The sequence below is a fragment of the Cedecea sp. genome (genome assembly GCF_036500665.1).
In the GTDB taxonomy this organism is placed as follows: Bacteria; Pseudomonadota; Gammaproteobacteria; order Enterobacterales; family Enterobacteriaceae; genus Cedecea.
Genome location: NZ_DASYBS010000035.1, coordinates 14,271 through 39,419 on the forward strand (window position 1 = coordinate 14,271; position 25,149 = coordinate 39,419).

The window sequence follows — 25,149 nt, forward strand, 5'->3', positions numbered from 1 at the left end:
CTTACCTCTCAACCCCGAAGTCACTCTCCACATCAATATCCCGGTGGCGGAGGTTCCGGTTCTCGTCTGTACGTTCTGGTAACTCCGGTGCAGCGGGTTTAACGGGCTCGGAATGAATCTCCGCAGGTGCCGTCACTAACGGCCCGGATTGAATCTGGGCCGTACGCCCATCGTTGTCTGTCGCCGATGCCGTCTCATTGTTCGGTACGGTTGACGGAGATCCTTCGTCAGAAGTTGTGGTATTCGATGAAGGTGTCGACGGCGGTGTAAACAACCGGTCCAGCATCGCGTCCAGTTGGCCATTGGCTTCCGCCTCAGCCTGGGCGATTGACTGTTCAATTTCAGGGTCGAAAATTTCTTCCACGTTACGGTCAATTCGCCCTTCCGCCACCTGACGCATCGCCTTGTATTTGATATCCATTTTCACTACCGGGTAATCGCCGGGCAGGGTGACATAACACTGCAGGTCATTGAGTTTTTGCACGTCTGAGTAGCTCACCAGCAGTTCACGCACCTCGTCCTTGGAGAAAGACACCCCGTCACGGATGGTGTCGACACCGTAGCTATACTGGTCACGGAACTTCATGTGCCGCATTTCCCCCAGTTCTTTAGCTACCCACTCGGCCACCGTGCTGCTGGGTGCGCGGAAGAAGAACTTGGTGTTCAGTAAGTCCCAAATGGCATCGGCAAAGTCCTTACCGAATTGCTCTCGCAACTGCGGGAAGTTCTGAATACCAATCAGGGTGCAGCCGCCGAACTTACGTGCTTCGGCCACAAATCCGGGCAGAATAGGTAAACGATGCAGAGACGGAAGCTCATCGAGCAGCAACCAGATACGGCGATCACGGTTCTCAGTGAGGCCAAGAATGTTGACCATCGCCAGATAGATCCAGGCGGTCAGCAAGGGTTTGAGTGCTTCGTGGTTACGCCCATCGCTGGTCAGGAAGATCCAGCTGTTGTCGCCACCAATGTCTTCAGTAGCAACCCAGTCGCGAATATTGAATGGGGTCTTGCCTTCGTCATCCAGCCCCTGCAAAAAGCGCAGCGAGCGGACATAGCTGGTCAGCACGCTACGAATTGTCATCGCAGTTTTTTCAATGCTGCCATCCACCAGGTTGGCTGCATCAGTGCCCTTGAGGAACTCGCGCAGATCTGCCAACGTGATCGACAGCAGCATTTTCAGCAGATTGGCAATCGACCAGTCCTTGGAGCGGGCCAACCGGCGGGTGGTGGCGACAAACAATTGGCGAGCCGACATCAGCCAGAATGGATCACCGTGGCCGGTGTCCGGGATAAGCGTCGAGGCAAAATTTTCAAAATCGGAAGTGGTCTGGCATTCGTCTCGCAGGCTCCAGGCCGGGCAGCGCTTATCGAGCGGGTTAAGCAACTTGTCCTTGTCCTGGCGGTAGAACAGTGGGACAAAGTTGTTGCCCTTATCGTAGATGATGACCCGATCGCCCCGCGCGCGCAGCTGCGTCAGGAACTCAATAACGACCCGGCTTTTACCTGAACCCACGGTGCCGTGTAACGCCACGTTCTGCATCTCGGTCTCTTTCACCAGATGCAGATCGTTGATTTTCAGGTTCGAAAGTTTGTTCTGGGACTTAAGAAGCTTATTGATGTCACGCACGTCAGTGGTCAGTTGTCGACCGCCCAACTGCTCATTTTCACGCTGCATCTTGCCTTTGCGCCCCAAGTACCAATACACCGCAATAATGCCGGAAACAAAAACAATGGATGACAGGCCCCAACCGGTAAACGCCACATCTTTCAGCTTGATGCCAACCGCCTGGAAGTAGGGGTCAGCCAATACCTGCCCTGCCGTTCGATGCAACTCAATGGACTCCCCAGTACGTGGGCTGGTCCAATGAAAGGTATATTCGTTTTTTGCCGCTGAAGGGATTGCAGAAACGAATGCATAGAGAAGCCAGAAACTGAAACCATGCAGGATCTGCTCCACACTCATTCGGATGAAAAACCAGAGGAAGAAAATGACGATGGAAGCCATTAATATCCAGTAAACGATAATATTGTTGATCTGCATAAACATGCTGATCATGTACTTTAATACTTGGCCACCCTGCGTGACGTTACGGGTATTTAGACTCATGTGACCTCACCGAGTAAATTCAGACGGCATGATTTAAAGGAATAGAAATGAAATATGGTGACGTTTATCGCCAGGAAGGCGTATATTGCTGACGAATTGAAAAGACGTTAAGCCATTCCGGCGTGGTAATAACCTGATCAGGTTGATAATTCATGCTGACCAAATCAGCCTCACTGAGCAGCGTGACACGCCCGTTATCCTTGCATTCACTGATAGCCACAATTGTTCCACCGCCACGACTTAGCTGTACGGGGGAGGATAATCTGGCTGGCGGTGTCATTTCATCCGTGCCGCAAAGGAAATGCATTACCCCCTGCTCGTCGGTATAGTTACGGTAACCGCTCATAAAAGTGTCCTGATATAAATAAATCAACACGTGTTAACCCCTTCACCGAACTGATGGAAGGGGTGTTCTTAATTTCAGTGCAAGATATTGTTATTGCTTACAGACAAAGTAGAGTGCGTATCTTCAAAAAATTGTTCTATCACAAGCAGACCATCGAAGTATGTTGCGACTTTTGGTGGTATATTTGCATGAGTTAAAACAATAACCCTCCGTCTTTTTTCAATAATGGATTTCATGAATTTATAAAGCCGCGACCCTTTAAATAACTCATCATTCCACAAGTCAACTTCATCCAATACAATAACGTCAGCATCACACGCGTCTAAATCAAGCATCTCAAATCCGGCATCTGTAAATACATAATCGTTTGGATACCCATCCATAACACTGCAAACATCAATAACAGAAACGGAATTTAATCGAGCCTTTTTCACCAAGCTATTTTTTCCAGAGCCTGGTTGACCAACAATCAGGATGTTACCCTCGCATTCCTTCAGGAGATTTAACGCATGCTTTTCATTTTTCATGGAAACCCTATTAGATAACACAATCTTCAAAACCGATATGCCGGTTGCTGAATACAATCAGGTGAAATAGATAAATCGGAGGGGTAATTACAGAATATTGGCAATCGATTTAGCCAACTGGTTCTCCAGAACCGGCTGTGCTTCTTCAAACTTCAGATTGACCTTGTTGGCATTGGAAACAATACGAGTCTGGTATTTATGCTGATTACCGTTCTCACTGCTGGTCTGTACCTTGGCACCAGAGTTACCCTGCTGCAGCGCCGCTACATTGTCGGTCCGCACTGATGCTTGAGTTCGTTCGGCGATCTGCACGTCTGTCACCATCGTGTAGTTGATGTCTTCCACCAAGGCGTCTGCCGCCATCCCCACAAGACCAGAGGCCAAGCCAACCCCCAACGTTGTCCCTACAGAACCGGTATTATACGCAGTGATACCAGCCCCCAAAGCGGCGGTCACTGCTGCACTCTGATAACCCTGATTCAGCCAGCTCTGTGACTCGCGCAGGTCCATCTTCTCTGCCTTTAGCACATTGGCCTGGATCCAGTAGTAAGCGGAATTTGGTGAAGTGACTACCTGATAGCCCTTGGCCTGCACGGCTTGCGTTATTTTTGCGGGCAAGCCTGACATATCCTGGTCTGACGTATTACGGATCTGCAGATAGACGGTTCGCTCATTGGAAGGTTCTATCCAGATGGTGTCACTCATCTGGGTTTTTACATCCAGATTACGTTTTTTAATAGCGGTACTCATTGCACCACAACCAGATAAAGCCAGCGTTGAGGCAATAGCTGTCACCATCAAAATGTTTTTTGATTTCATTATTACAATACCTTTATTGAGAATGGATAACTCGTAGATAACACATCCATTTATACGAGATGTGTTATCCCAGCCGCATTAAACAACTGGGATATTTTTAAATTAAATGGATTATTTGGTCAATTCAGACTTTGCTGCAGCCAACACGCCGAACAGTGAAGAACACTCTTCTGGGATATTCAGAGTAAGGAAATGTTAATTACAGGGGAATCGGTCTCTTAACGCTAAAACAGAAATTAGTCCTATACTGTCATTTGGTGATACACCTTTCGAGTTCTTATTAATATAAGAGTCTACGACACCCTCTAATACTGAACCATTCATCTGGTAATCCTTTGGGGTACAAAAGAACGGGATGAATTTATCTCCTGCTGCCATTTTATTTGCAGCACTAGCATAGAAAATGGCATCTAAAGTTGCATTAAATGTAATATCAATAGCCATCCTTGGTACTTTCATTCCCTGTGCTGCTTCTTTTTTTAGTTGTTGATAATTGTAAACCGTTCCCCCTTCCCGAATTTTTTCACCTGCATGTAAGGATCCAATCGAGGATAGGAGCACATATCCTAACAAAATAAATCCATTTCCTTTTTTTAAAACACTCAAAGCCAAACTCCTTTTTAACGTGATAAAATCATTGCTTCTTTAATAGCACCAAACAAACCAGACAGCTGATATCGTGACATATCTAATGAATACATCATGTAGGAACACGCCATTGTAAATGTGATAAAAATCGGAAGAATTATCGACGCACCGCTAGACAAATAAGTCAGAAATGCCATTAACACCCAAAGAACTGAGTTCGTGAACGCGTACTTTTTCCATTTGCCTTTAAGCATAACAATTAACTTTGACTTTCTCCTGACATCCTCAGATACCATCGAAAAAACACCATTAGCTCTAACACTTGCAACAAAAACAATAATGCTTAGTAAGAAAAAGAAAAGAGGGAAAACCAAAACAATTGAATCATGTGCTCCATGCGCATATATATCAATAAAAACACCAACACCAATGAGAATATAGGACAACAAAAAATATACTAAAAAAGGCTTCATCAGTACGCTTAACGATGGTGGATAGCCTTCATTATTTCTTACTGAATCAATCAACTCCCTGGTGCAGCTTTCCATTTCTTTATAGGAAATCATGACATCATTTTTCATCACCCTTCTCCTTTAAGCTTTCTTTTGACTTACCCAAATAATCGCTATAGTCACTACTCAAAAGATTACTTATACCATAATTTGAGTTCTTACTCATCGGGTCGAAACTCCCCTGATGCAACTCAGCAGCATGAAGTTTTTCTCTAAAATCTTTATTAGCTCCGGCAAATTCATTCTTTCTGTCGGTTTGCTGCGTATCAACATCCTTCTTCTCATTATGAACGTAATCTTCTCGCTGGTCCATTCCATCTTGTGTCTGATTCATATTATTCTGCACAGTGGCTTTAACGTTCGTTTGTATTCCAGCCTCTTTAACCTTGCCATCAATATCTTGGTTATATTGCTGATAAGTCCCACCCATCTGCCCGACGGCATTATTTCCCACACCCGAGATATTATCACCGGTATGTGCCGCATTGGTTTCATAATGGTTATCCAGTCGCCCTTTCAGCTTATCCTGCATAAAGGTTTCGACCATATCTTCCCGCCGTTCCCGGATTGCCGGATTATCAGCATTGGTCAGCAATTCTGCAGCCTCCGCCGGTGCCTCACGCCGGACATACTCCACGAACTCCTGCGTATAGTTGCTCTTGGCCTGTGCGCTGAGGGTATCGGTTTGCGATGCCATCTGTTGGTACTCGTGCGTCCGTGCCTGGCTGTCGGTAAATTGCTGATAGTGAGTATCAGAGGTGGTGACACCTGTCGATATTTGGGTCATCAGTCCTGCCGCTGCGTTATCCACATGCGCTCCGTTGAAGCTGGTGTTGTAGTTACGCGCCACCGTCACCCCTTCGCTGAACGTCTTCATGTCCTGCGCCGACACATCATGACTGGTGTCGTTCCCGCTCCGTCCACCATCGGTAGTTTGTGATGAACTGCCTGTAGAACCCCGACCTTCCAGGCCGGCATGAACATCACCTCTAACAGAGACACCCGTGACAAATTGCCCCACTTTGCCGGCACCGGACTTACTGCTGTCAAATCCGAGCGATGCCCTCGCGCCAATGTTCGCATCCAGACTTTTCGACTTGTGCTCTACTTCGCTGTAAGCCTGATCAAAACTCATATGGTGCTTCTGAGCATAAGCCTCAACAACATTGGTGGCCTTCTGGAATTTGTCCGCGTCGTTGACCGACATCCCGGTCTGCGCAGCGACGGTGGCCGAGTCACTGTTGCCAAACTGGTTGTGGAACTGGCGTACCTGGCTGGCAGTTTGCGCGACAGAGTGGTTATAGCCGTCCATTGCCGTTTGGGTCTGCGACAGACTGTCGCGCGTCATTTTCTGTGCTGCGCTGGCCATATGGTGGTCGAAGTTGAGGTCGACAGGTAAACGGGACATCGCACCAGAACCGTCGTACACCGTCTGCCCACCGCCGGTACGGGTCTCCAGCGCACCATTAGCCAGCTGATTGGTTACCATCCCTTCGCGGTTGACCACATTTAGGTCACGTTTGAACCCGTTGATGTTATCGACGGACTGGTTGTTAATGTTGTAGTTACCTGAGGCCACGTTGGCCGAGTCCGCTGATGCCGCGCCGGTCAGGGCATTACCCAGATACGAACCGGCACTGGCGATGTTCTGCCCCAGAGACGTAAACAGCTTGAAGCTGATAAATGGAATGGACATCATCAGCCAGCCGGCAATCCCGCCGGTGGTCGAACTGGTCTCCATCAACCGGTTCATATTACTGAGTGTTGGCCCAGCAGGCGCTTCCCCACTGAGGGACATTTGTGTTCCCCAGTTGACGATGAAGTTGAATATCGCAAACATCACGGGCCACAGCATCAAACTCCCCAGGATATTGAGGTAATTTTTCACCACGTTCCAGGTCAGCTCCCTGACAAAGAGCGCCAACACCATGACCGGGAAAATACTGACGCACAACATCAGCATCACAGTATGCAGTTGGGGCAATATTTCCTGAGCAATTTTGTAACTGGTCGCATGTGAAAGCCTCAACTTCATCAGCGACTGTTCAGAAGCGATATCCACCAGTGAAGCCGTATCATTCATCGATTTCACATAGCTACTGGTCCCTCGCCGCATGCCGGCGATCAGTACGTTCTGCTGAATAATATCCCGCGCTTTTTTGCCGGCCATAAAGAAATAGCTGTAGCTGCTTTCCAGCATGCCTGGGTACAACACCTGTGCCTGTTTATTCCCAGGGAACATACGTGAAGCATGATACATGAAGGTTCCCCCGCCCCCGCTGGCCTCCTTGTTAAGTGAAGATTTAAGGCGCGGCGTCGCATCCCGACAGGTCATGAACGTACTGTTGGCGCCACTGCGAAAATAGATCCCCCGCAGTGGGCTGGGCTGGCTAAATATGATATTGGCCATCTCGGTTGATTGCATCACAGCTTCAAGCGAGAACTTATGGTTCAGTTGCGCATCCGGGATGACGCAATTCTTCACGTATTCATTGAAGTTACTCTGCAGTTCCGGATCCGTCGCCGCCATCACAAAGGAGTCTTGCAACAGCCGCGAGCCAAACATCATGCCGGTTTTGCTATACGAACGCTCATCCGGGAAGTGGAAAAAATCTTCATAGGTGGTTGACATGGTATAGCCGATACCGGTCAGCAAATAGAGAGGAACGGCCAGCCCCACCGGCACATTATCAACCCGGTCTATTCGCTCCGGGCGCGTAAGGTCATTGACCACAACCGTTTCCTTGGGCGTCAGTAATAACGCCGTGCAGATACAAAAGGTCATGGCCCAGGCAAACACCCCGCGCAAATCGTGAGTTTTGATGTAGGCCCCAACACAGGTCAAAACCCCAAGGGTCTCTCCCAGCCACAAGAGGGTTTGCCAACTTGCCGAGTTGAACATCGTCGCGACGGCGTTAAGCCCCATTGCGATCATGCTGCCGTTTCCGACAGCCCAAATATCAAGCGCCATCACTGCCCCCCGAATTCATAGTTGGACATGACCTTGTCAGACAACCCACTGGAAAGTTGTTGACGCATATACGACAGGTTTTGCTCCAGCTCCATCACGCCGTTTTGTTGCACCTGAATACGCGAGACACGCTGCCCTAACTGGCTCCGTACCGACATCAGGTTCTCCCGGAAACGCGTATTTTCATCTTCGGTATTGAGGGTTCCAGACGCTGCAGTCTCGGCCACATCAAGCAGACCGTTGATGTAGGTCATCACCATGTCGGCCGCGATATACTCGGCCAGACTGGTAACAACCGACTCATCCAGACCGACGGACGCGGTGTCGATGGCATAGCGCAAAACTTTGACGCGTGTGCTCTCGATGAGATTCTTCTCGGCTTCCGTAATGGGTTTGTCCGATTGCGCCTTACGGAAAATTTCCTGCAGGATCGTTCTGACGCGTGCCGTCATGCCTTTATCTGATGAGAGCGTAAATTCCGCCGCCGAAGGTTTTAGGCAGTCGGTGTTATCGTTACAACGGTAGATTTTTGCCGTGCCGCCATTGAGCAGCGTATTAAAAATGGCCTCACTGCCGCCCCTCGGTGACAGGAACGTAGGGTTGCCGCGATCGTCATAAATCACGGTACCGACCATCGACATGATGAGTTCCTTCAGTTCCCGATCGTTGCTGATGAACTGGTTAACCTTTTCAAAGGTGGCCCAGGTCAGGTTACGGTTACGTGGGATTTGTTTTTTCTCTTCCGGCGTCGCTTTGCTGAATACCTTGTCTGTTTCACCGCCCACCCCGCAGCCCTGACGAGATGCAGCCCAGTCCGCAAACACGTTGTGCTGACCGGCGATGTCCTGGCACACCTTGCGCGTCGTTTCAGAGTTTTTTGGAACCAGTCCGCCGACGATAGACTGCGCAGCCTGGCAGGTAGAGATGTTCATATTGTTGATATCAGTGGCCATGCGTTGCAGATAATCTTTTACCGCCTTGCACTGTGGGCAAACCGTTTCAAGTCCAAGATCAAATGCATAGCCAGCCGCGTTGCTTAAAATTTGTTTCCCCATAACCTTAAGTTGGTCACTGTTGATAAACGAGAATGACCCCAGATAAGCATCAATGCCGCCACATCCGGCCTTGATATCAGGCAGCGTCACCGACACCAGCTGGATATTACGCACGGGCATACGCATAAACAGGTTGCCCCCCGTTAAATAGCCGGCCGATTGCCCTTGCCAGGCGGCCGGCATCGAGACATTGCCGCCGCCCCCCATCTGGTTAAAGAAGGAGTTCAGATCGTCATTGATACCGGCCTGAGCCTGAAAGACAGCGCCGGCCAGGCACAAGGCCACCCATTTCATATTATTTTTCATGCGTACCTCGTTTACCGCTTCTGAGCTTGATCCACCGTGACGCCATCCACTTCGCGCCCTGAATCAACCACTGCGCATAACCCACGATCATTCCGATGAACATCAGTATCAGAGCCAGGTAGAGAAGCCCGAGCGCCAACACGTGGTGTTGCTGCTCCAGGACGGGTAACCCCGCCAACCACTGCTGTTCTGGAAGCCACAGGGACAGGGCCAGTAACCATCTCCCCGCGTTCTCCACACCCATCGCCGCCAACACCAGCAGCCCTGCCACACCCAGTAAGCGCATGGGATGAAGGAAAAACTTTCTCAGCATCACAACACCCCCAACCGAACGGCCAACCCGAAACTTTCATCAAGACGCTGGCTGAGCGCCACTTCGGTGAGTGCCCCCTGCGCCAGAGGGATCGTGACCAGCGTTTGCGTATTCACCAGAAAATCTGTCGGCGTGACCTTGGGCAATTCAGCAAAGAACTGCTCAAGTACTGCGTCGTTTGTCGGCAAGACATCAGGAAAAACCGCGTCTCCCACACCGTCAAAGCTGTAGACGAACACCTTTAAACCCAAACGATCGGCCATATCGCGCAACACCGGATTAAAGCGGTGGCAGTACGGACAATCTGAGCGGATGAAATGCACCACCTGCCAGTGCTGAATATCAATGGTGCGGCCGTCGGCCAACCGGAACCAGACCGGTGAAGTGGGTGCCGCTGAGGGCACAGGCTGTTGCACATTCGGCGTTGTCGTAGCCGGTGTTCCAGCCAGGGCAGGAACAAGAGGAAGTAATGTCAGCGAACTGACGACAAGCAATGTCCGGATCATGGTTTGTTCCTCCGCGATGAGCGTAATTGCTGCAGCAGGATTTGTCCGGCCCGACGGCCATGGGAGAGGGCAAGACCCAGGCTATTGAACACACCGATAACAAATGCACTCAGCACTAACCCTGCGGCCAGCGACAGGCACACCCAGGAAAGAGTGAACAAGATAAGAAAAACGGAGCTCTCCGCAGGTAACAAGCCATCGGTGTTCGTGAGATACCATCGGAAGAAAACGCTACCGTACATGGAGGTAAAACAGGCACAGCTCAGCAGCGCACCGCCAAGGTGCGCAGTTCGATTCCACATAAAAGACTCCAGGTTCAGTAATAAGGAAGGAAATGCCGAAGGGCATATGCCTTAAAAACGCGGTTTAAAATCGGTGACGACGTTCAGCATCCGGCGTGCAAGGTCATCCTGGGTGATAAAGCCGTAGGCCAAAGGCTTAAATGTCTTTTTCCCAGGTTCGACCAGATAAACTGCAGGGAAATGTTTAATCCCCATTTTCCCAGCTTGTCCGGTGTCCTGTTTGCTTTCTGGCAAGTCGGGGTTTACACGCCCATCGACAGTGATGGGAATAACAGGAATGCCGTACTGCACTGAAAACTCCTTGATAACCTCACCCAGCTTGTTATCCAGTGGCTCATTGCCCCGGTAAAAGAAGAACACCCCATATCGCTGATTGACGTAGCGAATGGCGGCGTTCTGCGCCTGTCGCTCTTTCTGATATTCCAGCGGCGCCGTCCCGTTGTAGTAGGGATGCTGCAGGCTGTAATCGAGTTCGGGATTTTCCAGCAGAACACGGTCCCATGTGGCGCTGAACTTGGTGGCTTTATCCACCAGATAGTCCTGCATAACCTTGTAACGCCGCACGCTCTCTGGGGTGCCTTCCAGCACCGCCTGGTTTCTCAGCTCATCGCGAATGACGCTGAGTTTTCTCAGTGTTTCAGTCGCACTTTCAGGTGTTGTGGATGACGGTGATCCCGGCGGAGGTTGCTTGTCTTTTGCTTTTTTCGGTTCGTTATACCAGTGCCACCCCACTGCGGGGTCATACGTGTAACCGTTGGGCTGCGGAGGTGGTGCAGCATGCACCGCCCCGGTCACAACGCCCACGGCCAGGATAAGGGCGCGTTTCATCATTTTCCTCCACTTTGCTGCAGGCTATTCTTTATTTGATCAGAAATACGGTCAGTTAATTGCTTCTGATCCGGCAGGGCTACATTGCTCTGCAGCTCATCGTAAAAGTCGGTGAAATCGAGATGGTCGAACTGGATCCGCTGCAATTCATCCATATTGACGCCCCGACAATCTGGGCTCTTTGCACTCCCAAACCCGATATGAAGCTGACCTTCCCGGCCCTGTTGCTGAACGATACGCGCCAGCTTGCTGTCAAATACACAGTAGCTGTGCTTTTTCTGCAGGCAGACGCCCAGAACCTTCTTCGCGCAGAACTCACCAATATCGACGGTTAACAGCTTCTCCTTGGCCTTGCCGATGGATTTCTCTTCATCGTTGCATTGCGCCAGCCCCACATCCTGCCCCCAGCCACTGCTCTTACAACAGTTACTGAACCCCAGCGCCGACTTCCGGCAGGACATCCCTTTTCCGGTAAAGGCCCGGACCTTGTCAGGGTCCATGCCTGCCACATCCTTGCCAGCCGCGGCCAGCGCGGCCAACTGGGATACCGCCCCCTGAAAATCGTTATTGCTGTCATTTTTAATGGCAGAGCACTTGCCGTCTGAACAGAAGAACTGACTGCCACATACCCACCCCTCGCTGCTGACGGTGTGTTGACACTGGTATGTCAGAGATTCCATCACGCAGTACATCCCAACTTTGCGCAGGCAGGTTCGGGTGCCGACGGTGCAGTTACGGTCGTTCTCGTAAGTACTGCAGGTGTTATCATCGCTTTCGTAGACCTGGTAGACATCCTTGTAGGCCCAGCAGTCCTGATACAGGGTGTAACTCTGGCCGCCAACCTGCACGACCCGGTTGCCGCCGGGGGAAACGCATTGTGAACTGAGCTGCACATCATTCGCTTTGTCGGCCGTACAGGCTTCGGTCCACACCACTACCGGATCCGCAACGGTCTCCTCCACTTCTAATGTCAGTGTTACGTTGACCGTAAAGCCCGCGGGCTGGCGGTTACCGGTGGTTTTGGACGTTTTGACCACCGCGAATGACTGACCGGCACTGACGGCCATATCGACATCAAAGGTTTGATTGACGCTGCTGCTCCCGTCGTTATACCGATGTGTACAGTGGTCGTTTTTACCGCCGGAACACTGTTCGCTGTGATTCGGCAACGCGTCCACCTTCACCGGTAGCGTGCGTCCCATGATGGAGAATGTCTCGCCGACCGATGCCTGACACTTGCCGTTCCATTGGTAGTAACAAGCCTCCGAGTAAGGAATTGGCATACCGGATGCTCTGACGGCGACGCGTAATAACCGGGCCTTCTCCGGTATCACAAGTTGACCATTCCATCGTGCACTCCAACTGGACTGCATAGGGACGCTGACAGCGACGGTTTTTTGTTTCTTGACCACCTTGCTGCGAGTCTCTATATGGGCTTCTCGCCGGCAATCGGCTTCGACACTTTTGGCTTGCTGGCAGTTGTGCGAGCTATAGCTAACCTTGTTGATGGCCTGTTTAACGCACTGCGGCCCGGTGCCGGCGGCTATTACGTCGGCGTTCTGCTGAATATTGCGGACGTTCTTCATCATGTCCGAATCCCAGTCAATCTTATCGCTCGGGTTATTGATAAAGGACTCCCGCGCCAGCTGCCCCATTTCGCTGGTTCCCAGCTCCTGCTGCCCCTTGGCGCCGAGTGAAGTGTCTGTCTGGGTTCCGCCCTGGTAATACCCGCTCTGTGGTGGGTTTGCATCATAGTGCTCAAAATACTGCTGCGGCTGGACGCCGCCGATGGAAGACTGGGCTTGGCTTCCCGCAGCTTGAGCCGCTGAATACCCTTCCTCCATTGAGGTATTCATGTCGCTGGCGTAACACTGGTTGAGCGCCAACGACAACAGGCCAGCCGCGGAATATAACGAGAGCGTGGCACGCCACATGGGAGCCTCCGGTTGCTGTCGAATGATTAATACAGATAAAAGAGTTAATTAAGGTTGATGCTGAGAGGGAACAAATTACTTTCCGGCGCACTGCCCGCGGCGCGCAATAATGTCCAGGCCCTGACTGAGTGCAACGTTGCCATACACCACATCGAAGTGGTCTCCACAACGTTTCACCAGCGCCGGGACTTTGTTGATCCCAAAACGCTCAAACCGCAGCGGGTCAATATTGATGCCGGCAATATGATATTTGCCGACCAAATACTGGATATAATTGGCTGTGGTTTTCATGTCGTTGTTGATAAGCCCCCGAAAATACACTGGCAGATTTTGCTTTTCCGCCGCTTGAATAAGCGGCACCAGGTCTTTTTCCGGTAACGACGCCGACAGGAAATAGGCGGTTTCGTTCGGTGACTCATCCAGCGGGGTGCTATCAGCGGCCGAAACCGGCACCGCCAATATCATGGATAATCCCAGCGCCACCGGCGCTATACCACGCAATTTCGTTTTTTCCATATGAGATACCCATAGTTTTTCCGACTGTTCGGCATTTCTTTTCCCACCTGCCAGCGCATCACGCTGCGCCCCAGCGGGTGGCACTGGTTGGCATCCGGGATCGTGTTGACCATTTGATAGCGATAGCGTCCCTTGGGCATGATGACCGTCGGGTACTCGTAGCAGACGGCAGTGTTAACGCCAACCGTGTCCCAAATCATCCCCTGGCGGTGCAGCTTGAAGTTCATCCGCTCGCTGAGCAGTACCCCACTGTTTAATCCGCTGCTTTCGGTATAGAGATTGCCGGTAAAGGGATACATTGAACCGTGCCCGCCGGCACACCAGAACAACGCATCGAGCGGCTTGTGCACTTCGGCCGCGACTGCATCAGCGGCACAGGCCATCTGGGCCACGGGATTACCAAACAATATCGCCTCCGGGTTAGTGAACAGCGCCAGCATGTCGTCCTTCCACATCGGATCCAACTCCGAAAGGTATGCGATGTCATATTCCCCGCCCTGCATACATCCCACGGAAGTAATGATGTTCAGCCAACTGATGAGCGGATACTTGTACCAATGCACGTGATAGAAGGTTCCGGGATTGTCGTTGGCCTCTTTCGTACCGACTCCCGTTCCCACCTTTGGGATGGGGATACTGAATCCGCCCATGTTCACCATGCAGCCCGGTGCCCGCGTCACGTCAGTCATGGCAAAAGGCTCCCAGAATCCTATGGCCAAGCCCGTGCGTTTAAATATCGGTGGCGGCGCCGGACACAGCTGGATCGGCGAAGTAGGATTTTCCGTATCCGGCAAACTGCCCTTGGAGACTTGTGTACTGCCGATGCTCATGGGAAACATACATTTCCAGCACACATCGGTAATGGGGTTAACCCAACGCCCCTCGCAGGTGAGATCCTTTGCTGATGCCGCCCCGCTGCTCACGCCACCGATAAGCAGTAACCCCAGCGCCAGCCAGCGGCGCTTCACTGAGCACTCCCGGTTGACCGCGCTTTGGTGATGGCCGACTGCAGCGTAGCGGCATCGACTGCGCCAAACATCACCGAGGTGTTGGCGACAGAGGCCCCATTCACCGGCATCACGATAAAGGCCGGTGTACCGTTGATGCCTAACTGACTCGCCAGTTCAGCAGTGGCGCTGAGCTGCGTTTCCGGTACTCGCTCCAGTTTTGCATCGTCGGCGCCGGCAGCAGTCACCGCACGCGCAATATCTTCTCGGGTCAATTGCCCTTCCACATGGCCGGTTTGGTACAGCGTATTGTGGTACTGCTGGTAGCCGACGGCTCCTTTGGCTGCCCAGACAGACAACCCGGTCCGGGCTGCAAAGGTCGACAATGGCCACTGTTTACCGAAGATCGGCCATTCCTTGAAAGTGACGCGCAACTTGGCGTCACCGGTGACGAGACTCTCGACCACTGGTGCCATGCGGGAGCACCAGATGCACTGGTAGTCAAAGAATTGCACCAGTGCCACATCACCGTCGGGGTGTACCACCGGGCTGGCCGGATCCTGCAGCAGGGTTTTCTGGTTAGCCAACACCGCCTCAATAGCGCCTTTTTGTTGCTGCTGCTCTTCCTGATGCTGCAGTTTCTCGCTCATTTCGATCAGGATCTCCGGGTGGGCCCGAAGGTAGGCCGCGGCGATCTGACCAATGGCTTCTTGCTCACCTGGCGTATAGATTTCTACTGTGGGTGTTTCAACGGCTGTTGCGGGGTGGGCTGACAAAAGAAGAGGCAAGACGGTCGCAAACATTAATTTTTTCATCAAGGTAATCCTATTTCGGTTATACGCAGTAAGGGTTTTCCCGGCTCCTGGGTGATGATGGCCGGGATTTGTTTGATGCCGAAACGACGCACTATCGCGCCCCCCTGGTCAAAGTAAATACGGCTGTCTAACGTTTCAGCGCTGTCCTTGATGCTGCCGCTGACCAGAATAATTTTGCTGACGGCTGTAGTCGGTTTTTGCTGCTTCATCCACGCCACCTGTTCGGCATCGTCTCCATCAATGAAATACAACGTTTCGTTGAAAACCGGGATGACATCAAAAGGCGAGACGCGCTGCCCCTTGCGGACAAAGACGGTGCCGTTGTGGTCAGCCAGTTCCTGACTGGAGACGATGGCCGGATCAAACTGGCGCACCCAGGTTTTGGGGCCGCGCCCTACACCCTCCACTGGTGCCGGCCGCATTGCGCTTTCAGTGACGCGGTCTTGTAATTCTTTCTGGATGTCGGCCTGGCTGCGGCCGGCAAAGTGATCTTTCAGGCGTGTTTGAATGACTGTCAGTAAATTTTGCTCCCGAACATCCCAAACCTCACCGAAGGTTCCCAGATCTGCAGCGCTGACGGGCAGAGCAAGGACCATAAACAACCCAGCAAACTTAAGTTTCATCGGTTTTTTTCCTTCGTCGTGAACACCACAGGACGAACAGTCCCAGTCCCCCCATCACACCGTAGAGTGCTGCGCCCTGTTGCACCGGCGCCGTTTTGATACAGGCAATCAACTGATCCTTCGTATCACGCCAGGACCTGAGCACATCCGATATCTGAGGGCACACCGTCGTTTCCCGTGCGATCTGTTGATACATTTGATTTGTGCGCTGTTCACGAATTGAAGGGGGAGCGAAAAATACGTAGACCATGATCAGGACGGCGAGGACTATGATGAACCACCTCAGTCGCATGAGGGGAGCCCTCGCCGCTGCGCCCGCCAGTTATCGACCCACTGGCCGACATCGTGCACAAGCAGACCAGCCACACCAACACCAAAAGCCCCGACCCCACCTGCATAAAACAACGTGGGAATGGCATACATCGTGATATTCGTCAGCGGTTTGAGTGCCTGTGCGTCTGCAGACAACGCCTGATTATGCGAGTACAACCCGGCAAACAGCGCACTCCAGAAGGTCTGACTGGCGTAACCAGCGATTGCCAATCCTAATGCAACCGCCAATGCGGACCACCCCAAACGTTGGGCAAACACCAGACCAGGACGGGGCGGGGCCGGTACCCAAGCGTCGGTTTGGCGCTTGAAAATGCTGGAAACGCCCTTGCCGACTGAATTTTCGTTGTGACTCATGGTTTCTCCTTATCTACTATTTGATAACGGCAACATCAATACGACGGTCCAGCCTCGACTTGCCAGCAGAGGTCGCGGAAGACGATGCCCTGACCAACCCCTCGCTGACGGCCTTGCCCCAACATTCGCCTCGCTCAATACGCCCGGTCAGATCACCACCGCCTCCCTGCAATCCCACCAACGACACCGTGATATGACAGGCATTGTCTTCGGTACTTAAATCCACTATTAACGGTCTGTCGGCAACTTGCTCGGCATACACAAACTCGGGCAGGCTGACAGCAGTCCCTTCGATAAACGTAATCGGTCGGGTAGAAGGCAGCGGAGTCGACGACCCCATCCGCAAGAAAGAAACCATGATCACAAGCACTACAATCACGAAAAGAAGTTTGATTGATAGGCTCATTTTTCTTTTTCCTTCATAGACAGAGCAAGTTCATGCCTAATCTGCGGACTGACATCTTCCATTCCGCTGACCGCCGCCGGGCTCACGATCACCAACTGGTGATGCTCGGTCGCCCAGCGGTCAATCACCTGTGTCAGTTTTCGGTTAAACCGACCCAGCAAAGCGTCGCGTTGTTCATTAGTGATGTTGAGTTTGGCGCTCTGAATCAGGAACTGGTCGGTAGTACCTTTAAGATCAAAACTGACCAGGGTAGGTGGCTTCAGCCAACATTCCCAGGCAGCCACACCCGCTCCCAGTGTGAGCAGCGACGACAACAACACCGTAACCATTAACTGTTTGATGTTCATGCTTCCATCCTCCGCAGGTGGTCGAGAACCTCCCGCGAATGCGGATCGTGCTCAGCCATTTCAAATAAGATGTCCTTGATGTCCGCTCCCTCCTTCAGCCTCCTTTCCCGGTAAGTAAAGTCATCCCCTTTAGAGGAAAACAGCTTGTCGGTCAGCGGATCGAGTTTGAGTCGGTGAAAACTGCTATATGAGCCAACGTTGACCAGGAAAGAACTGTATTTCGCTTTCTTGGCCGGCGGAAACTTACTGATCAGCTTCCACTCCAACTCGTTAAATGCATCAGGTTCTTCCTGCTTGAAGGTACTGAACGCCTTGGCGTCCTGCATGGTAGTAAACTTAAAGGAACTGTTGTCATACGCCGCCAACGCCGCTGTACTCAGGTTTTTGTCGCGGATGGCCTGCGTCACCGTGCCGTAAGAACCATTGTGCCGACGTGCGGTGCGGTAGCCCTCCTCGATAAAGCCCCTAACTCTGTCACTGGTGCTGCTGAGCATCTTCCATCCCTCATCGGTGATATCCATCTTCCGAAGGCTGCGGGGGGTGCTGTACATCAGGTTCTCTGTCCACAACATCATCGAGAACAGTACTGCCGCAAGTAGATCGCCCTGCTTCTTCAAGTCGCCCATCTCTGTTACAACAAACTGCTCGGTACCTTTTAGAGTTGGCTCGGAACTGTTGAAATAGGTGCCGTAGATACCGCGGGTTGTGTATTTGCTTAACAACGTCACGATTTCATCGATGCGGCCAGCCATTTGTACCGAGTGTTGCCGGCCAACATCATTTTGACGTTTTTTCAGATACTCCACGACATGGTCAATTCGCATATCTTGTTGATATTTCGGCCATGACTCGGTGATGGACTCAAGTATCAGCGACTCATGAACCTCATCGAGCAACCCGTTAGGACTGGCAAGAATGCATATCTGGTCACGTACTCGCTCAGCCATCAGGTGAAGCGTTTCTGAAGTGATATTGGCAAAGGGGTTAAATTTGAGCGTACTGCCGTTGATATAGGTACCGCCGACGCTATGGCAGAAGGCTTTATAGGAATCACCTATATCCTTGATGCTGAGGAATCCACCGACGTCTAGTACCTGGCGCGCAATGCCCTGCGCCAATACCGACTTACCCGCACCAGATGTTCCGGATAAGAACCAGTTATAATTCGTGTTGGGCAAGTTTTCATCAAACACATCGAGAAAGGCTAACTGGTGACGGTAACTTGGGATCAGGAGTCCAGCAGGACTTAGCTTGTTATCGCCAATAATCGGCATCAGGTTGACTGAATGGAATGTCTCAGAACGTTGTAAAGCCCCTGTTCGTTTGAAGTCATTCCACAACTTCTCATCCACAGTGGTAAAGGGGATAGCCCCCATCAGGTTACGGATCTGCATGAAATCGGCCCGAACAAATTTCAACCCCTGCGCCGCAAAGGCATTTTTGGTTCGTTCGGTATCCCTGGCCATCACGTCATCACTGTCCTCGCAAAAGAGCGTCACACCGTAGAAGTAGCTGGTCAGCGCAGTCTGGTTGGCCAGCAGCCGTTGGCGAACGTCTTTCCACTCTTGGTGACGGGGTACCGTATTGGGAATATATTTGGCATAAGAGGTATTAACCCGTGTATCCAACGCCAGAAACTCCCGAGTCGCCTCTCCCTGGCTTTTCGCCTGATCTTCGGTTATTAGGACGATGCTAAAGACAAAGGGACAGGGGATGCCGTTGGTCGGCGACGTCAGGTCTGCCAATATGTCCCCGTTCTGCCACAGGTAATGCTCCTGCGGATTACGGTCGAGATTCAGGCTGACCATCCTGCTGCTGAACGGTCGCTGCTTCGCGTCACTGCCACTCACCTGGATATAACCCGGTTTAACTTGCCATGAAGTGGTTTGGTCAACCATCTGCGCTTTCAGATCTGCCTGCGGATCATAAGGAATGTCATACGCCGACAAACGATTGACATCGTGGTTCAGCAGCTCGCGCATCACCCCCATAAAGCGCTCTACACCGATAGGCTGGGCATGTATATCCGCAGATGTCAGGGCATTCACTAAATTACGCCTCACATCCCGTAACCGGACAAAGTCGGTTTCGGTAACGTGTTTGACCTTCATTCCCCAGGTGAAGAAAAGTCGGTAATCTCGCAACGTAAGAGGATGGCCCAGATCGTTGGGAAACTCATGTTGAGCGCCATTTAGATAGAACCGACGAGTGACATCGTTACAGTCCTCAGCCCTGTGACCTTTCCAGCCAAAATCTTTAAGGCCATACTCAATCTGTTCCTTAATCGCACGACTGCTGACCATCATGACCTGCAACGGCGTGCCGCGAGGCACCTTATCCTGCAATAAGGTATCCAGGCTGTCGGCCAATAATTCATTGGCGCCAATCAAGGGTTGGGCTTCAAGAATGAAGCCAATGGAGTCTTTATTGATAAAAAACTGGTCGTCACTTTTATAGTCAGCGAACGGGAGCAGGTCGCGAATATGGGGATATTCCATATCGTCTAGCTTCTTTTGGGTCTCGTTCAGTGTGTCTTTTTCACCGAGTATGCTGCCAACGGTTTCAATCACATTAAGCGGGTCGAACTTGAATCGTGAAAAATCAAACATAGGATTGACCTCAGAGTACGCCGTTCCAGTCAGCCGGCTTGGCGACGGCAAAGACGATCTCCCCCATATGCACCGCATCATCGGGTGACACATAAGGCGCTATCCAGATACGCTGTACTCCATCCGGTTTACGGAACGCTGCGGCCGGTTCAGGGTAGCAGCGTGGGGTATTGCAAGAGACCGTGCCGGTATTTGCGGACGGAGTGCCAGCTGATGCGGTAAACACACCGCCCGAGGTGGGTACGGAGGTGCGTAATGGATACCCTATCGGCGCAGCCCCTTGCATAACTCGGGATCCGGTGACCAGTGGTTGTACATCGAGACGGACATGACCCGTGTCGATAAGTCGATAACCGTCCAGATCGACGTGGTTCGTACCGCTGGCAGAATGCCCTGGTGCAGCGCCGGTGTTATTACCCAACGTCATATCATCGGCCTGAGACATCCAGATGCCGCTGTCTTTCGCGGGCTTGTCGAACTCAAATTCTGAATTCATACCGGCGCAGCCGGAAAGCATTACCACGCTGCACAGCAGCGCGTAGGAAAGAATGTGTTTCATGAAGGTCATTCCTCGTTTGAGTCTTTGGGTGCCTACTGCAGGTTTCCCCGCATGCGAAGGCTAATATTTTTAATAATCAAGAAATTTTGCAGCGAAGAAAGTTACAACCGGCAGGAGAATCGTCAGACCAAACCCCACACCTGAGAACCAAGTCCAGAAAAGTGCCGTATTAAATTGCCAGTTGATAAAAGAAGTACCGCCAACGTGCGCGAGCATGATGGCCAATGTCGCCGCCAGGCACCCCAGCAGCGCGTAAACAGCATTTATTTTTTTTGCATGTACCATCATGGCAATTGCGGATAACGCCGACGTAACCACACAAATGAGAATGTCTTGTCGAAAACTGACCCATTTGTCGACATTGGTAAGTAGATGTTCAATGCGCCAGGCATCCAGTGCTAACCAGCCGCTCCACCACGCCAGCAACAGTACCCCATACACCCCAGCCATCTTTGTATTCGATTTATCCATCTCACAGCTCCTTTAATCCGGGTCTATCATGAAAAATATTGGGAGTTTCATGACTCCGTTAAAGAATTCCCGCCGGTCATCCGGCAATTCCGCGTAGGTCGGAGAATGGGACACAGCCAGGTTAATTAACTCATTGCTATTGGCTTTAAAACGCTGAGTCACCGGGCGAATATCAATGAAGATCTGGCGTATTACGGCCAGTGCCTCATCTGGCAAACCGTCTTCACTTAGCAGGTCTTCGAATTCGTCGAGGGAAATTGTCGAGTCAATCATGGGGATCACCGTTAATGGAGTGAGGTTGGGTTCACACGATTGTCTGAACGCATCAGCTCAGCCAGCGGATCGTAAACATCGTGTACAGACAGTGCAGGTCGTTGACGGTCAATGTGATTGGCTATCTGACTGAGTCGGCGATCTACGGAATACAGGCGCGTTATCAGGTCAGGGTGCGCTTCAATAAGATCAGGTGCCCACTGAAACAGGGATTTCACAACGCTGCGGTGTTCATCAATAATGCGGACCAGCGCAACATCGCTGCCGTTACAGACACTTTTGATGTTTTGGTAAGCCCCATCAACCCGGTCCAGACGAGCCCGGATGATGTTCAGGCGCCCATCTTCATCCTTTTTATGTCGACATCCGCCAATGACATAACCGACCACAAAAGCAATAAAGAGAGAGATTGATAAGGTCATCATCGTTCCTTAGCCGCCGTTCTGCGGCGCACCCGGTGCCGGTGTGACAAAGTCTTGGATCTTGAGTGCAGCTGCGTCTCCCAGCTTGCCGATGAGCTCCGGCGGTAGACCGCTATTTCCCTGAGACTGGGTCGTCGTATCCGCCGTACCGGCTTGCGCCTGTTGACCTGTCGGGTTATTCGCCTGTTTCTCCGCTTCCTCAATATCTTCGATAAACTCAGCCTTGAAGCCTTCCTGAAACACCACCTCGACCCGGTTGCCGGCACCGATCGGGATAATTGGGTGATACTGTTCAGCTCGCTGGATGTAATAATCGGCAAGCTTGCTACCCGCAGTACTTGCACCACCGCCGATAGCAGCACGCCCGGCATCACCTGCAGAGATAGTTGTTGTGGCACCGACACCGGCCACCGTCTGGCCGACCTGCGAGGCAGTCTGCCCCAGACCGCTCAGTGCGCCCCCCGCAAAGGAAAGACCAAGGAGTTTACCGTTACGCATCACCGGTACACCCTTGATGCCGTTCTTGCCGTAGAACGCCACATGTCCTTTCACTTCCTGATCGATGTGCTTGCCGTTGATGATGCAAGAGAGGCGCTCTGTCTTAACTTCGCCGCGTTCGCTAGAGATTTCACCGAAGACCGAAGCGGTAACAAAGCAACTGGCCAGTTTGTCACTGCGTTGGTTGCCGGGCATGTGAGCCATCCCGGTCAATTTGAACTGCATGGGGACCAGTTTTTCCTGTCCCCGCACAGATGCGTTGGCATCAGCACCTTCGATAATAATCGCGTTGGAGAATGTGCCGGTTGGGACGTAGAACGCTGCACTGGTTTTCTTTTTGGGCTTATCAATCTCGGTATAATCAAACAAAGGACTATCGATTTGGCCACGGGACACGGGCGGTGGACCCAGTCGATATTGTGCGGGTGGCAGCGCACCGTTTCCCACCTCCTGAGGGGTTGGTGCAACGGGTTGGTTCATTTTGGCTTTGTCCAATTCAACCTGTAGATCACTCATCTGGGTCTTCAGGCTGTCATTGTTCCCCTTCATCTCATCAAGTTGCTTTTTGATGTCGAGCATCGTCTCTTTCATGTCATTCACAGCTTTGTTTGCTTCACGCTCACGCAGCTGCGCATCAACAAGAACACCGCCTTGAACATCACCATCAAACGTATTGGTGACCGCGCCAGTTAAATCAGGCTCAGGTAATCCATTCCCGACCGGTACCTCGGTAGTTTCACCTCCGGCAGATGCACCGGCACGATCGTTAAGAAACCAAAGCGTCCCAAGCACCAGAGCGATACCGCTGAGTATCAAGGCAAACAATTTGCGCTGTTTGCTTTGAACCACTTTATTGATGTTCAGGTTCATCGTGGTTTCTCCCCATCACGGAGTAATACGATGGCAGACACGGTTGTCCCAGGTGACAGTTGATCGACCTGTGGCCAAAACGACACCCCCATAACCCCTTTTGACCAGAAGTAGCGCTCGTTCAGTTCAATGCGGGAGGATGATCGATTGGTGATATCCAGGCGTACAATGCGGAGCTTATCCCCTTGCCATGCTGACACGGGTCGAACGAGAAAATAGGTGTCGATTGAGGGGGATAATGGGACATCGCGATTTTTTGTGTAAACAAACCCTGAAGGCTTGTCGTTATTGATGAATTTCGTAATTAGGCTGGTGACGAGTGCGCTGTACGTATTCTGCGAGCCTTCCCATTCACGCGCTGCTTCGCTGCCACGAACCTCACGGTTATTTACTACCAGTGACAGCCCTGCTTGCTTTCTCGGTGAAGCCATAACAGAGAAGGCAAACCCTGACTCGGTCTGAACAAACAGCGTAAAGGGCTTATCTGAGACGGTTGAAAATAATACAGCCCCCCCTGCCGTCGTCCGTTTATCGGACAGTACTCCCTGCGTGGCCTGAATAGCGATAACCCGGTCATCCATGACGGAAATATAATTGGGGTCAGTGTTACTAACAGCCAGCGCCAGGCGAGCATTAGGGTTAATATCCACCTCTTGCGCCTGCACGACAGAGCTGGCAAGAACCATTGCAAACATCAGCGATTTACTTTTCAACGGGCACCTCCACAAAAGCGTTGAAACACATCCCATCATTACGGGTGTCGATACGCAGCTGGTACCGTTTATCTACAGGTTCAGGTTTTTGTAACCCGTAAATAAATTGCAATTTACCCACAACCTCAACGATCCCTTTGTCAGCCCAGACTTTAAAGTCAGATGGATAGAATGCCGAACTTCCGTCATTGGCTTTCAATAGGCGACGTTCAGCATTCAATGCAGGTTCCATTTTCTCTCTCTGACCATCACATGCGTAGGCCTGGAGTAAGGAATGGCTTTCAGCAGCTGTTTCGTTAGAGACGTTAAGACGCAGATTTAGAAGGCTCAGGGCCATGAGGCGTATATAACGTGCATCGCCACGCTCACCGTTAAAGGCAAATTCTTTATTCGCCCCCATAGGTAAAACAATGGTTTGTTTGTTACTCACCAACGTTTCAGTTAGATCGCGATTATCAGAGTAAAGCCGATGGCAGAGCGCCAGGCTAAGAATGGAGATAATAAGAAGAATAACGATAGCGACGGACAGATTTCGATTTCTGGCCGCCGTGAGTTTGAATTCCATGGTGCATTCCCTCAGGCAACCCAGTAACGTTTGAAACTTTCAGGCAGAACGGAAAGGAAAAAGCGTAGTATGCTCGTTGGCAAAAACCAGTAAGCCAAATTCAGCAAGTAGCTGGTTCCCTTACCTTTCTTCAGACGACGTATCCCAAACACAGCGATAGCGAGGGTGGGGCAAAATATCCATAAATTGACGAATATTGCCAGTAAGCCCAAAGGAACATAAATAATAAACTCGTCCCGAGGAAGCCCCACCCAACGCGGTTGTTCGGAAAACGTAGCCGGATATTTATATCGGTTACGTTGTTCCATAGTTAATGCCTGCGGTTAAGGAATAATACCGAACAGTACGTTAACAAAGACCATGACTGCCGCGATACCACCAAATACAGCCAGGTTTTTGGTTTTGGTATAGGTGAATACTGCGCCCAGACCTTCGATGATATACAGGATCCAAACGACAGTAGAACTTAAACCAAAAGTATCTTTGATATTCGTCCGGCCTTTAGTAAAGAGGTCGACTGCCTCAGCATGAGTGGATGGCATAAACATTAATGCCAGAGCCATGAGAGTTAAACCGACCATGGTTAATACATTTGGGTTATACAAATTTGCTTTTGTCATGGCTACCGCACCCAAAATGCGCGGGGACTTGACGGACGTAGAGAGTTGACCGTTCATTGGAGATTCCTTTAACAGTGAGGATAAAGTTTTT

Annotated in this window: 30 protein-coding genes; all 30 read right to left on the reverse strand. The window is 51.3% G+C overall.

Annotated features, from left to right (window positions below):
* Window position 1: 1 nt before the first annotated feature.
* Window positions 2-2,110 (reverse strand): type IV conjugative transfer system coupling protein TraD, encoded by a 2,109-nt coding sequence (gene traD, locus VGM55_RS05680; RefSeq protein WP_331634867.1) that lies wholly within the window; start codon window positions 2,108-2,110, stop codon window positions 2-4.
* Between the two features lie 64 nt (window positions 2,111-2,174).
* Window positions 2,175-2,456: a hypothetical protein gene (locus tag VGM55_RS05685; RefSeq protein ID WP_331634868.1), complete on the reverse strand. Its 282-nt coding sequence runs from the start codon at window positions 2,454-2,456 to the stop codon at window positions 2,175-2,177.
* Window positions 2,457-2,530: 74 nt separating this feature from the next.
* The gene (locus VGM55_RS05690) at window positions 2,531-2,983 is read right to left on the reverse strand and encodes a hypothetical protein (RefSeq protein WP_331634869.1); all 453 of its coding nucleotides are present in this window, start codon (window positions 2,981-2,983) and stop codon (window positions 2,531-2,533) included.
* Window positions 2,984-3,070: 87 nt separating this feature from the next.
* Window positions 3,071-3,802, reverse strand: a complete 732-nt coding sequence (gene traT / locus VGM55_RS05695; protein ID WP_331634870.1) for a conjugal transfer complement resistance protein TraT — start codon at window positions 3,800-3,802, stop codon at window positions 3,071-3,073.
* 195 nt (window positions 3,803-3,997) lie between these two features.
* Window positions 3,998-4,408: a hypothetical protein gene (locus VGM55_RS05700; RefSeq protein WP_331634871.1), complete on the reverse strand. Its 411-nt coding sequence runs from the start codon at window positions 4,406-4,408 to the stop codon at window positions 3,998-4,000.
* Window positions 4,409-4,422: 14 nt separating this feature from the next.
* The gene (locus tag VGM55_RS05705) at window positions 4,423-4,971 is read right to left on the reverse strand and encodes a hypothetical protein (RefSeq protein ID WP_331634872.1); all 549 of its coding nucleotides are present in this window, start codon (window positions 4,969-4,971) and stop codon (window positions 4,423-4,425) included.
* Complete coding sequence (gene traG, locus VGM55_RS05710; RefSeq protein WP_331634873.1) at window positions 4,961-7,873, reverse strand: conjugal transfer mating-pair stabilization protein TraG; 2,913 nt, start codon at window positions 7,871-7,873, stop codon at window positions 4,961-4,963. The genes VGM55_RS05705 and traG overlap by 11 nt, the downstream gene beginning before the upstream one ends.
* Window positions 7,873-9,234, reverse strand: a complete 1,362-nt coding sequence (locus VGM55_RS05715; RefSeq protein WP_331634874.1) for a conjugal transfer protein TraH — start codon at window positions 9,232-9,234, stop codon at window positions 7,873-7,875. The genes traG and VGM55_RS05715 overlap by 1 nt, the downstream gene beginning before the upstream one ends.
* On the reverse strand, window positions 9,224-9,547 hold the full coding sequence (locus tag VGM55_RS05720) for a hypothetical protein (RefSeq protein ID WP_331634876.1): 324 nt from the start codon (window positions 9,545-9,547) through the stop codon (window positions 9,224-9,226). Before VGM55_RS05720 ends, VGM55_RS05715 begins: the two co-directional genes overlap by 11 nt.
* Window positions 9,547-10,053: a conjugal transfer protein TraF gene (gene traF / locus VGM55_RS05725; RefSeq protein ID WP_331634879.1), complete on the reverse strand. Its 507-nt coding sequence runs from the start codon at window positions 10,051-10,053 to the stop codon at window positions 9,547-9,549. Before traF (VGM55_RS05725) ends, VGM55_RS05720 begins: the two co-directional genes overlap by 1 nt.
* A complete protein-coding gene (locus VGM55_RS05730) occupies window positions 10,050-10,355 on the reverse strand; it encodes a hypothetical protein (protein ID WP_331634880.1) in 306 nt (101 codons plus the stop codon). Before VGM55_RS05730 ends, traF (VGM55_RS05725) begins: the two co-directional genes overlap by 4 nt.
* Before the next feature lie 51 nt (window positions 10,356-10,406).
* Entirely contained in the window at window positions 10,407-11,186 is a 780-nt protein-coding gene (gene traF / locus VGM55_RS05735) for a type-F conjugative transfer system pilin assembly protein TraF (protein ID WP_331634881.1), read from the reverse strand.
* On the reverse strand, window positions 11,183-13,117 hold the full coding sequence (gene traN, locus VGM55_RS05740; protein WP_331634882.1) for a type-F conjugative transfer system mating-pair stabilization protein TraN: 1,935 nt from the start codon (window positions 13,115-13,117) through the stop codon (window positions 11,183-11,185). The genes traF (VGM55_RS05735) and traN overlap by 4 nt, the downstream gene beginning before the upstream one ends.
* 75 nt (window positions 13,118-13,192) lie before the next feature.
* Complete coding sequence (gene trbC / locus VGM55_RS05745) at window positions 13,193-13,633, reverse strand: type-F conjugative transfer system pilin assembly protein TrbC (RefSeq protein ID WP_331634883.1); 441 nt, start codon at window positions 13,631-13,633, stop codon at window positions 13,193-13,195.
* Entirely contained in the window at window positions 13,606-14,601 is a 996-nt protein-coding gene (gene traU / locus VGM55_RS05750; RefSeq protein ID WP_331634884.1) for a conjugal transfer pilus assembly protein TraU, read from the reverse strand. Before traU ends, trbC begins: the two co-directional genes overlap by 28 nt.
* The gene (locus tag VGM55_RS05755) at window positions 14,598-15,395 is read right to left on the reverse strand and encodes a DsbA family protein (protein WP_331634885.1); all 798 of its coding nucleotides are present in this window, start codon (window positions 15,393-15,395) and stop codon (window positions 14,598-14,600) included. Before VGM55_RS05755 ends, traU begins: the two co-directional genes overlap by 4 nt.
* Window positions 15,395-16,018 (reverse strand): type-F conjugative transfer system protein TraW, encoded by a 624-nt coding sequence (traW, locus tag VGM55_RS05760; protein WP_331634886.1) that lies wholly within the window; start codon window positions 16,016-16,018, stop codon window positions 15,395-15,397. Before traW ends, VGM55_RS05755 begins: the two co-directional genes overlap by 1 nt.
* A 282-nt stretch (window positions 16,019-16,300) precedes the next feature.
* Window positions 16,301-16,705, reverse strand: a complete 405-nt coding sequence (locus VGM55_RS05765) for a hypothetical protein (protein WP_331634887.1) — start codon at window positions 16,703-16,705, stop codon at window positions 16,301-16,303.
* A gap of 16 nt (window positions 16,706-16,721) precedes the next feature.
* Window positions 16,722-17,111 (reverse strand): hypothetical protein, encoded by a 390-nt coding sequence (locus tag VGM55_RS05770; RefSeq protein ID WP_331634888.1) that lies wholly within the window; start codon window positions 17,109-17,111, stop codon window positions 16,722-16,724.
* On the reverse strand, window positions 17,108-17,458 hold the full coding sequence (locus VGM55_RS05775) for a TrbI F-type domain-containing protein (RefSeq protein WP_331634889.1): 351 nt from the start codon (window positions 17,456-17,458) through the stop codon (window positions 17,108-17,110). The genes VGM55_RS05770 and VGM55_RS05775 overlap by 4 nt, the downstream gene beginning before the upstream one ends.
* On the reverse strand, window positions 17,455-20,067 hold the full coding sequence (gene traC, locus VGM55_RS05780) for a type IV secretion system protein TraC (protein ID WP_331634890.1): 2,613 nt from the start codon (window positions 20,065-20,067) through the stop codon (window positions 17,455-17,457). Before traC ends, VGM55_RS05775 begins: the two co-directional genes overlap by 4 nt.
* A gap of 10 nt (window positions 20,068-20,077) precedes the next feature.
* Window positions 20,078-20,626: a type IV conjugative transfer system lipoprotein TraV gene (traV, locus tag VGM55_RS05785; protein ID WP_331634891.1), complete on the reverse strand. Its 549-nt coding sequence runs from the start codon at window positions 20,624-20,626 to the stop codon at window positions 20,078-20,080.
* A 69-nt stretch (window positions 20,627-20,695) separates the two neighbouring features.
* Window positions 20,696-21,097: a hypothetical protein gene (locus tag VGM55_RS05790; protein WP_331634892.1), complete on the reverse strand. Its 402-nt coding sequence runs from the start codon at window positions 21,095-21,097 to the stop codon at window positions 20,696-20,698.
* A gap of 12 nt (window positions 21,098-21,109) precedes the next feature.
* Window positions 21,110-21,370 carry a hypothetical protein gene (locus VGM55_RS05795; RefSeq protein WP_331634893.1) on the reverse strand — a complete coding sequence of 87 codons (261 nt, stop codon included), beginning with the start codon at window positions 21,368-21,370 and terminating at the stop codon, window positions 21,110-21,112.
* 11 nt (window positions 21,371-21,381) lie between these two features.
* Entirely contained in the window at window positions 21,382-21,795 is a 414-nt protein-coding gene (locus tag VGM55_RS05800) for a hypothetical protein (protein WP_331634894.1), read from the reverse strand.
* A 6-nt stretch (window positions 21,796-21,801) separates the two neighbouring features.
* Window positions 21,802-23,160 carry a TrbI/VirB10 family protein gene (locus tag VGM55_RS05805; protein WP_331634895.1) on the reverse strand — a complete coding sequence of 453 codons (1,359 nt, stop codon included), beginning with the start codon at window positions 23,158-23,160 and terminating at the stop codon, window positions 21,802-21,804.
* Entirely contained in the window at window positions 23,157-23,873 is a 717-nt protein-coding gene (locus VGM55_RS05810) for a TraK domain-containing protein (RefSeq protein WP_331634896.1), read from the reverse strand. The genes VGM55_RS05805 and VGM55_RS05810 overlap by 4 nt, the downstream gene beginning before the upstream one ends.
* Complete coding sequence (locus VGM55_RS05815; protein ID WP_331634897.1) at window positions 23,863-24,438, reverse strand: TraE/TraK family type IV conjugative transfer system protein; 576 nt, start codon at window positions 24,436-24,438, stop codon at window positions 23,863-23,865. Before VGM55_RS05815 ends, VGM55_RS05810 begins: the two co-directional genes overlap by 11 nt.
* 11 nt (window positions 24,439-24,449) lie before the next feature.
* Complete coding sequence (traL, locus tag VGM55_RS05820) at window positions 24,450-24,746, reverse strand: type IV conjugative transfer system protein TraL (protein WP_129937155.1); 297 nt, start codon at window positions 24,744-24,746, stop codon at window positions 24,450-24,452.
* 15 nt (window positions 24,747-24,761) lie between these two features.
* A complete protein-coding gene (locus VGM55_RS05825) occupies window positions 24,762-25,115 on the reverse strand; it encodes a type IV conjugative transfer system pilin TraA (RefSeq protein ID WP_331634898.1) in 354 nt (117 codons plus the stop codon).
* Window positions 25,116-25,149 lie beyond the last annotated feature (34 nt).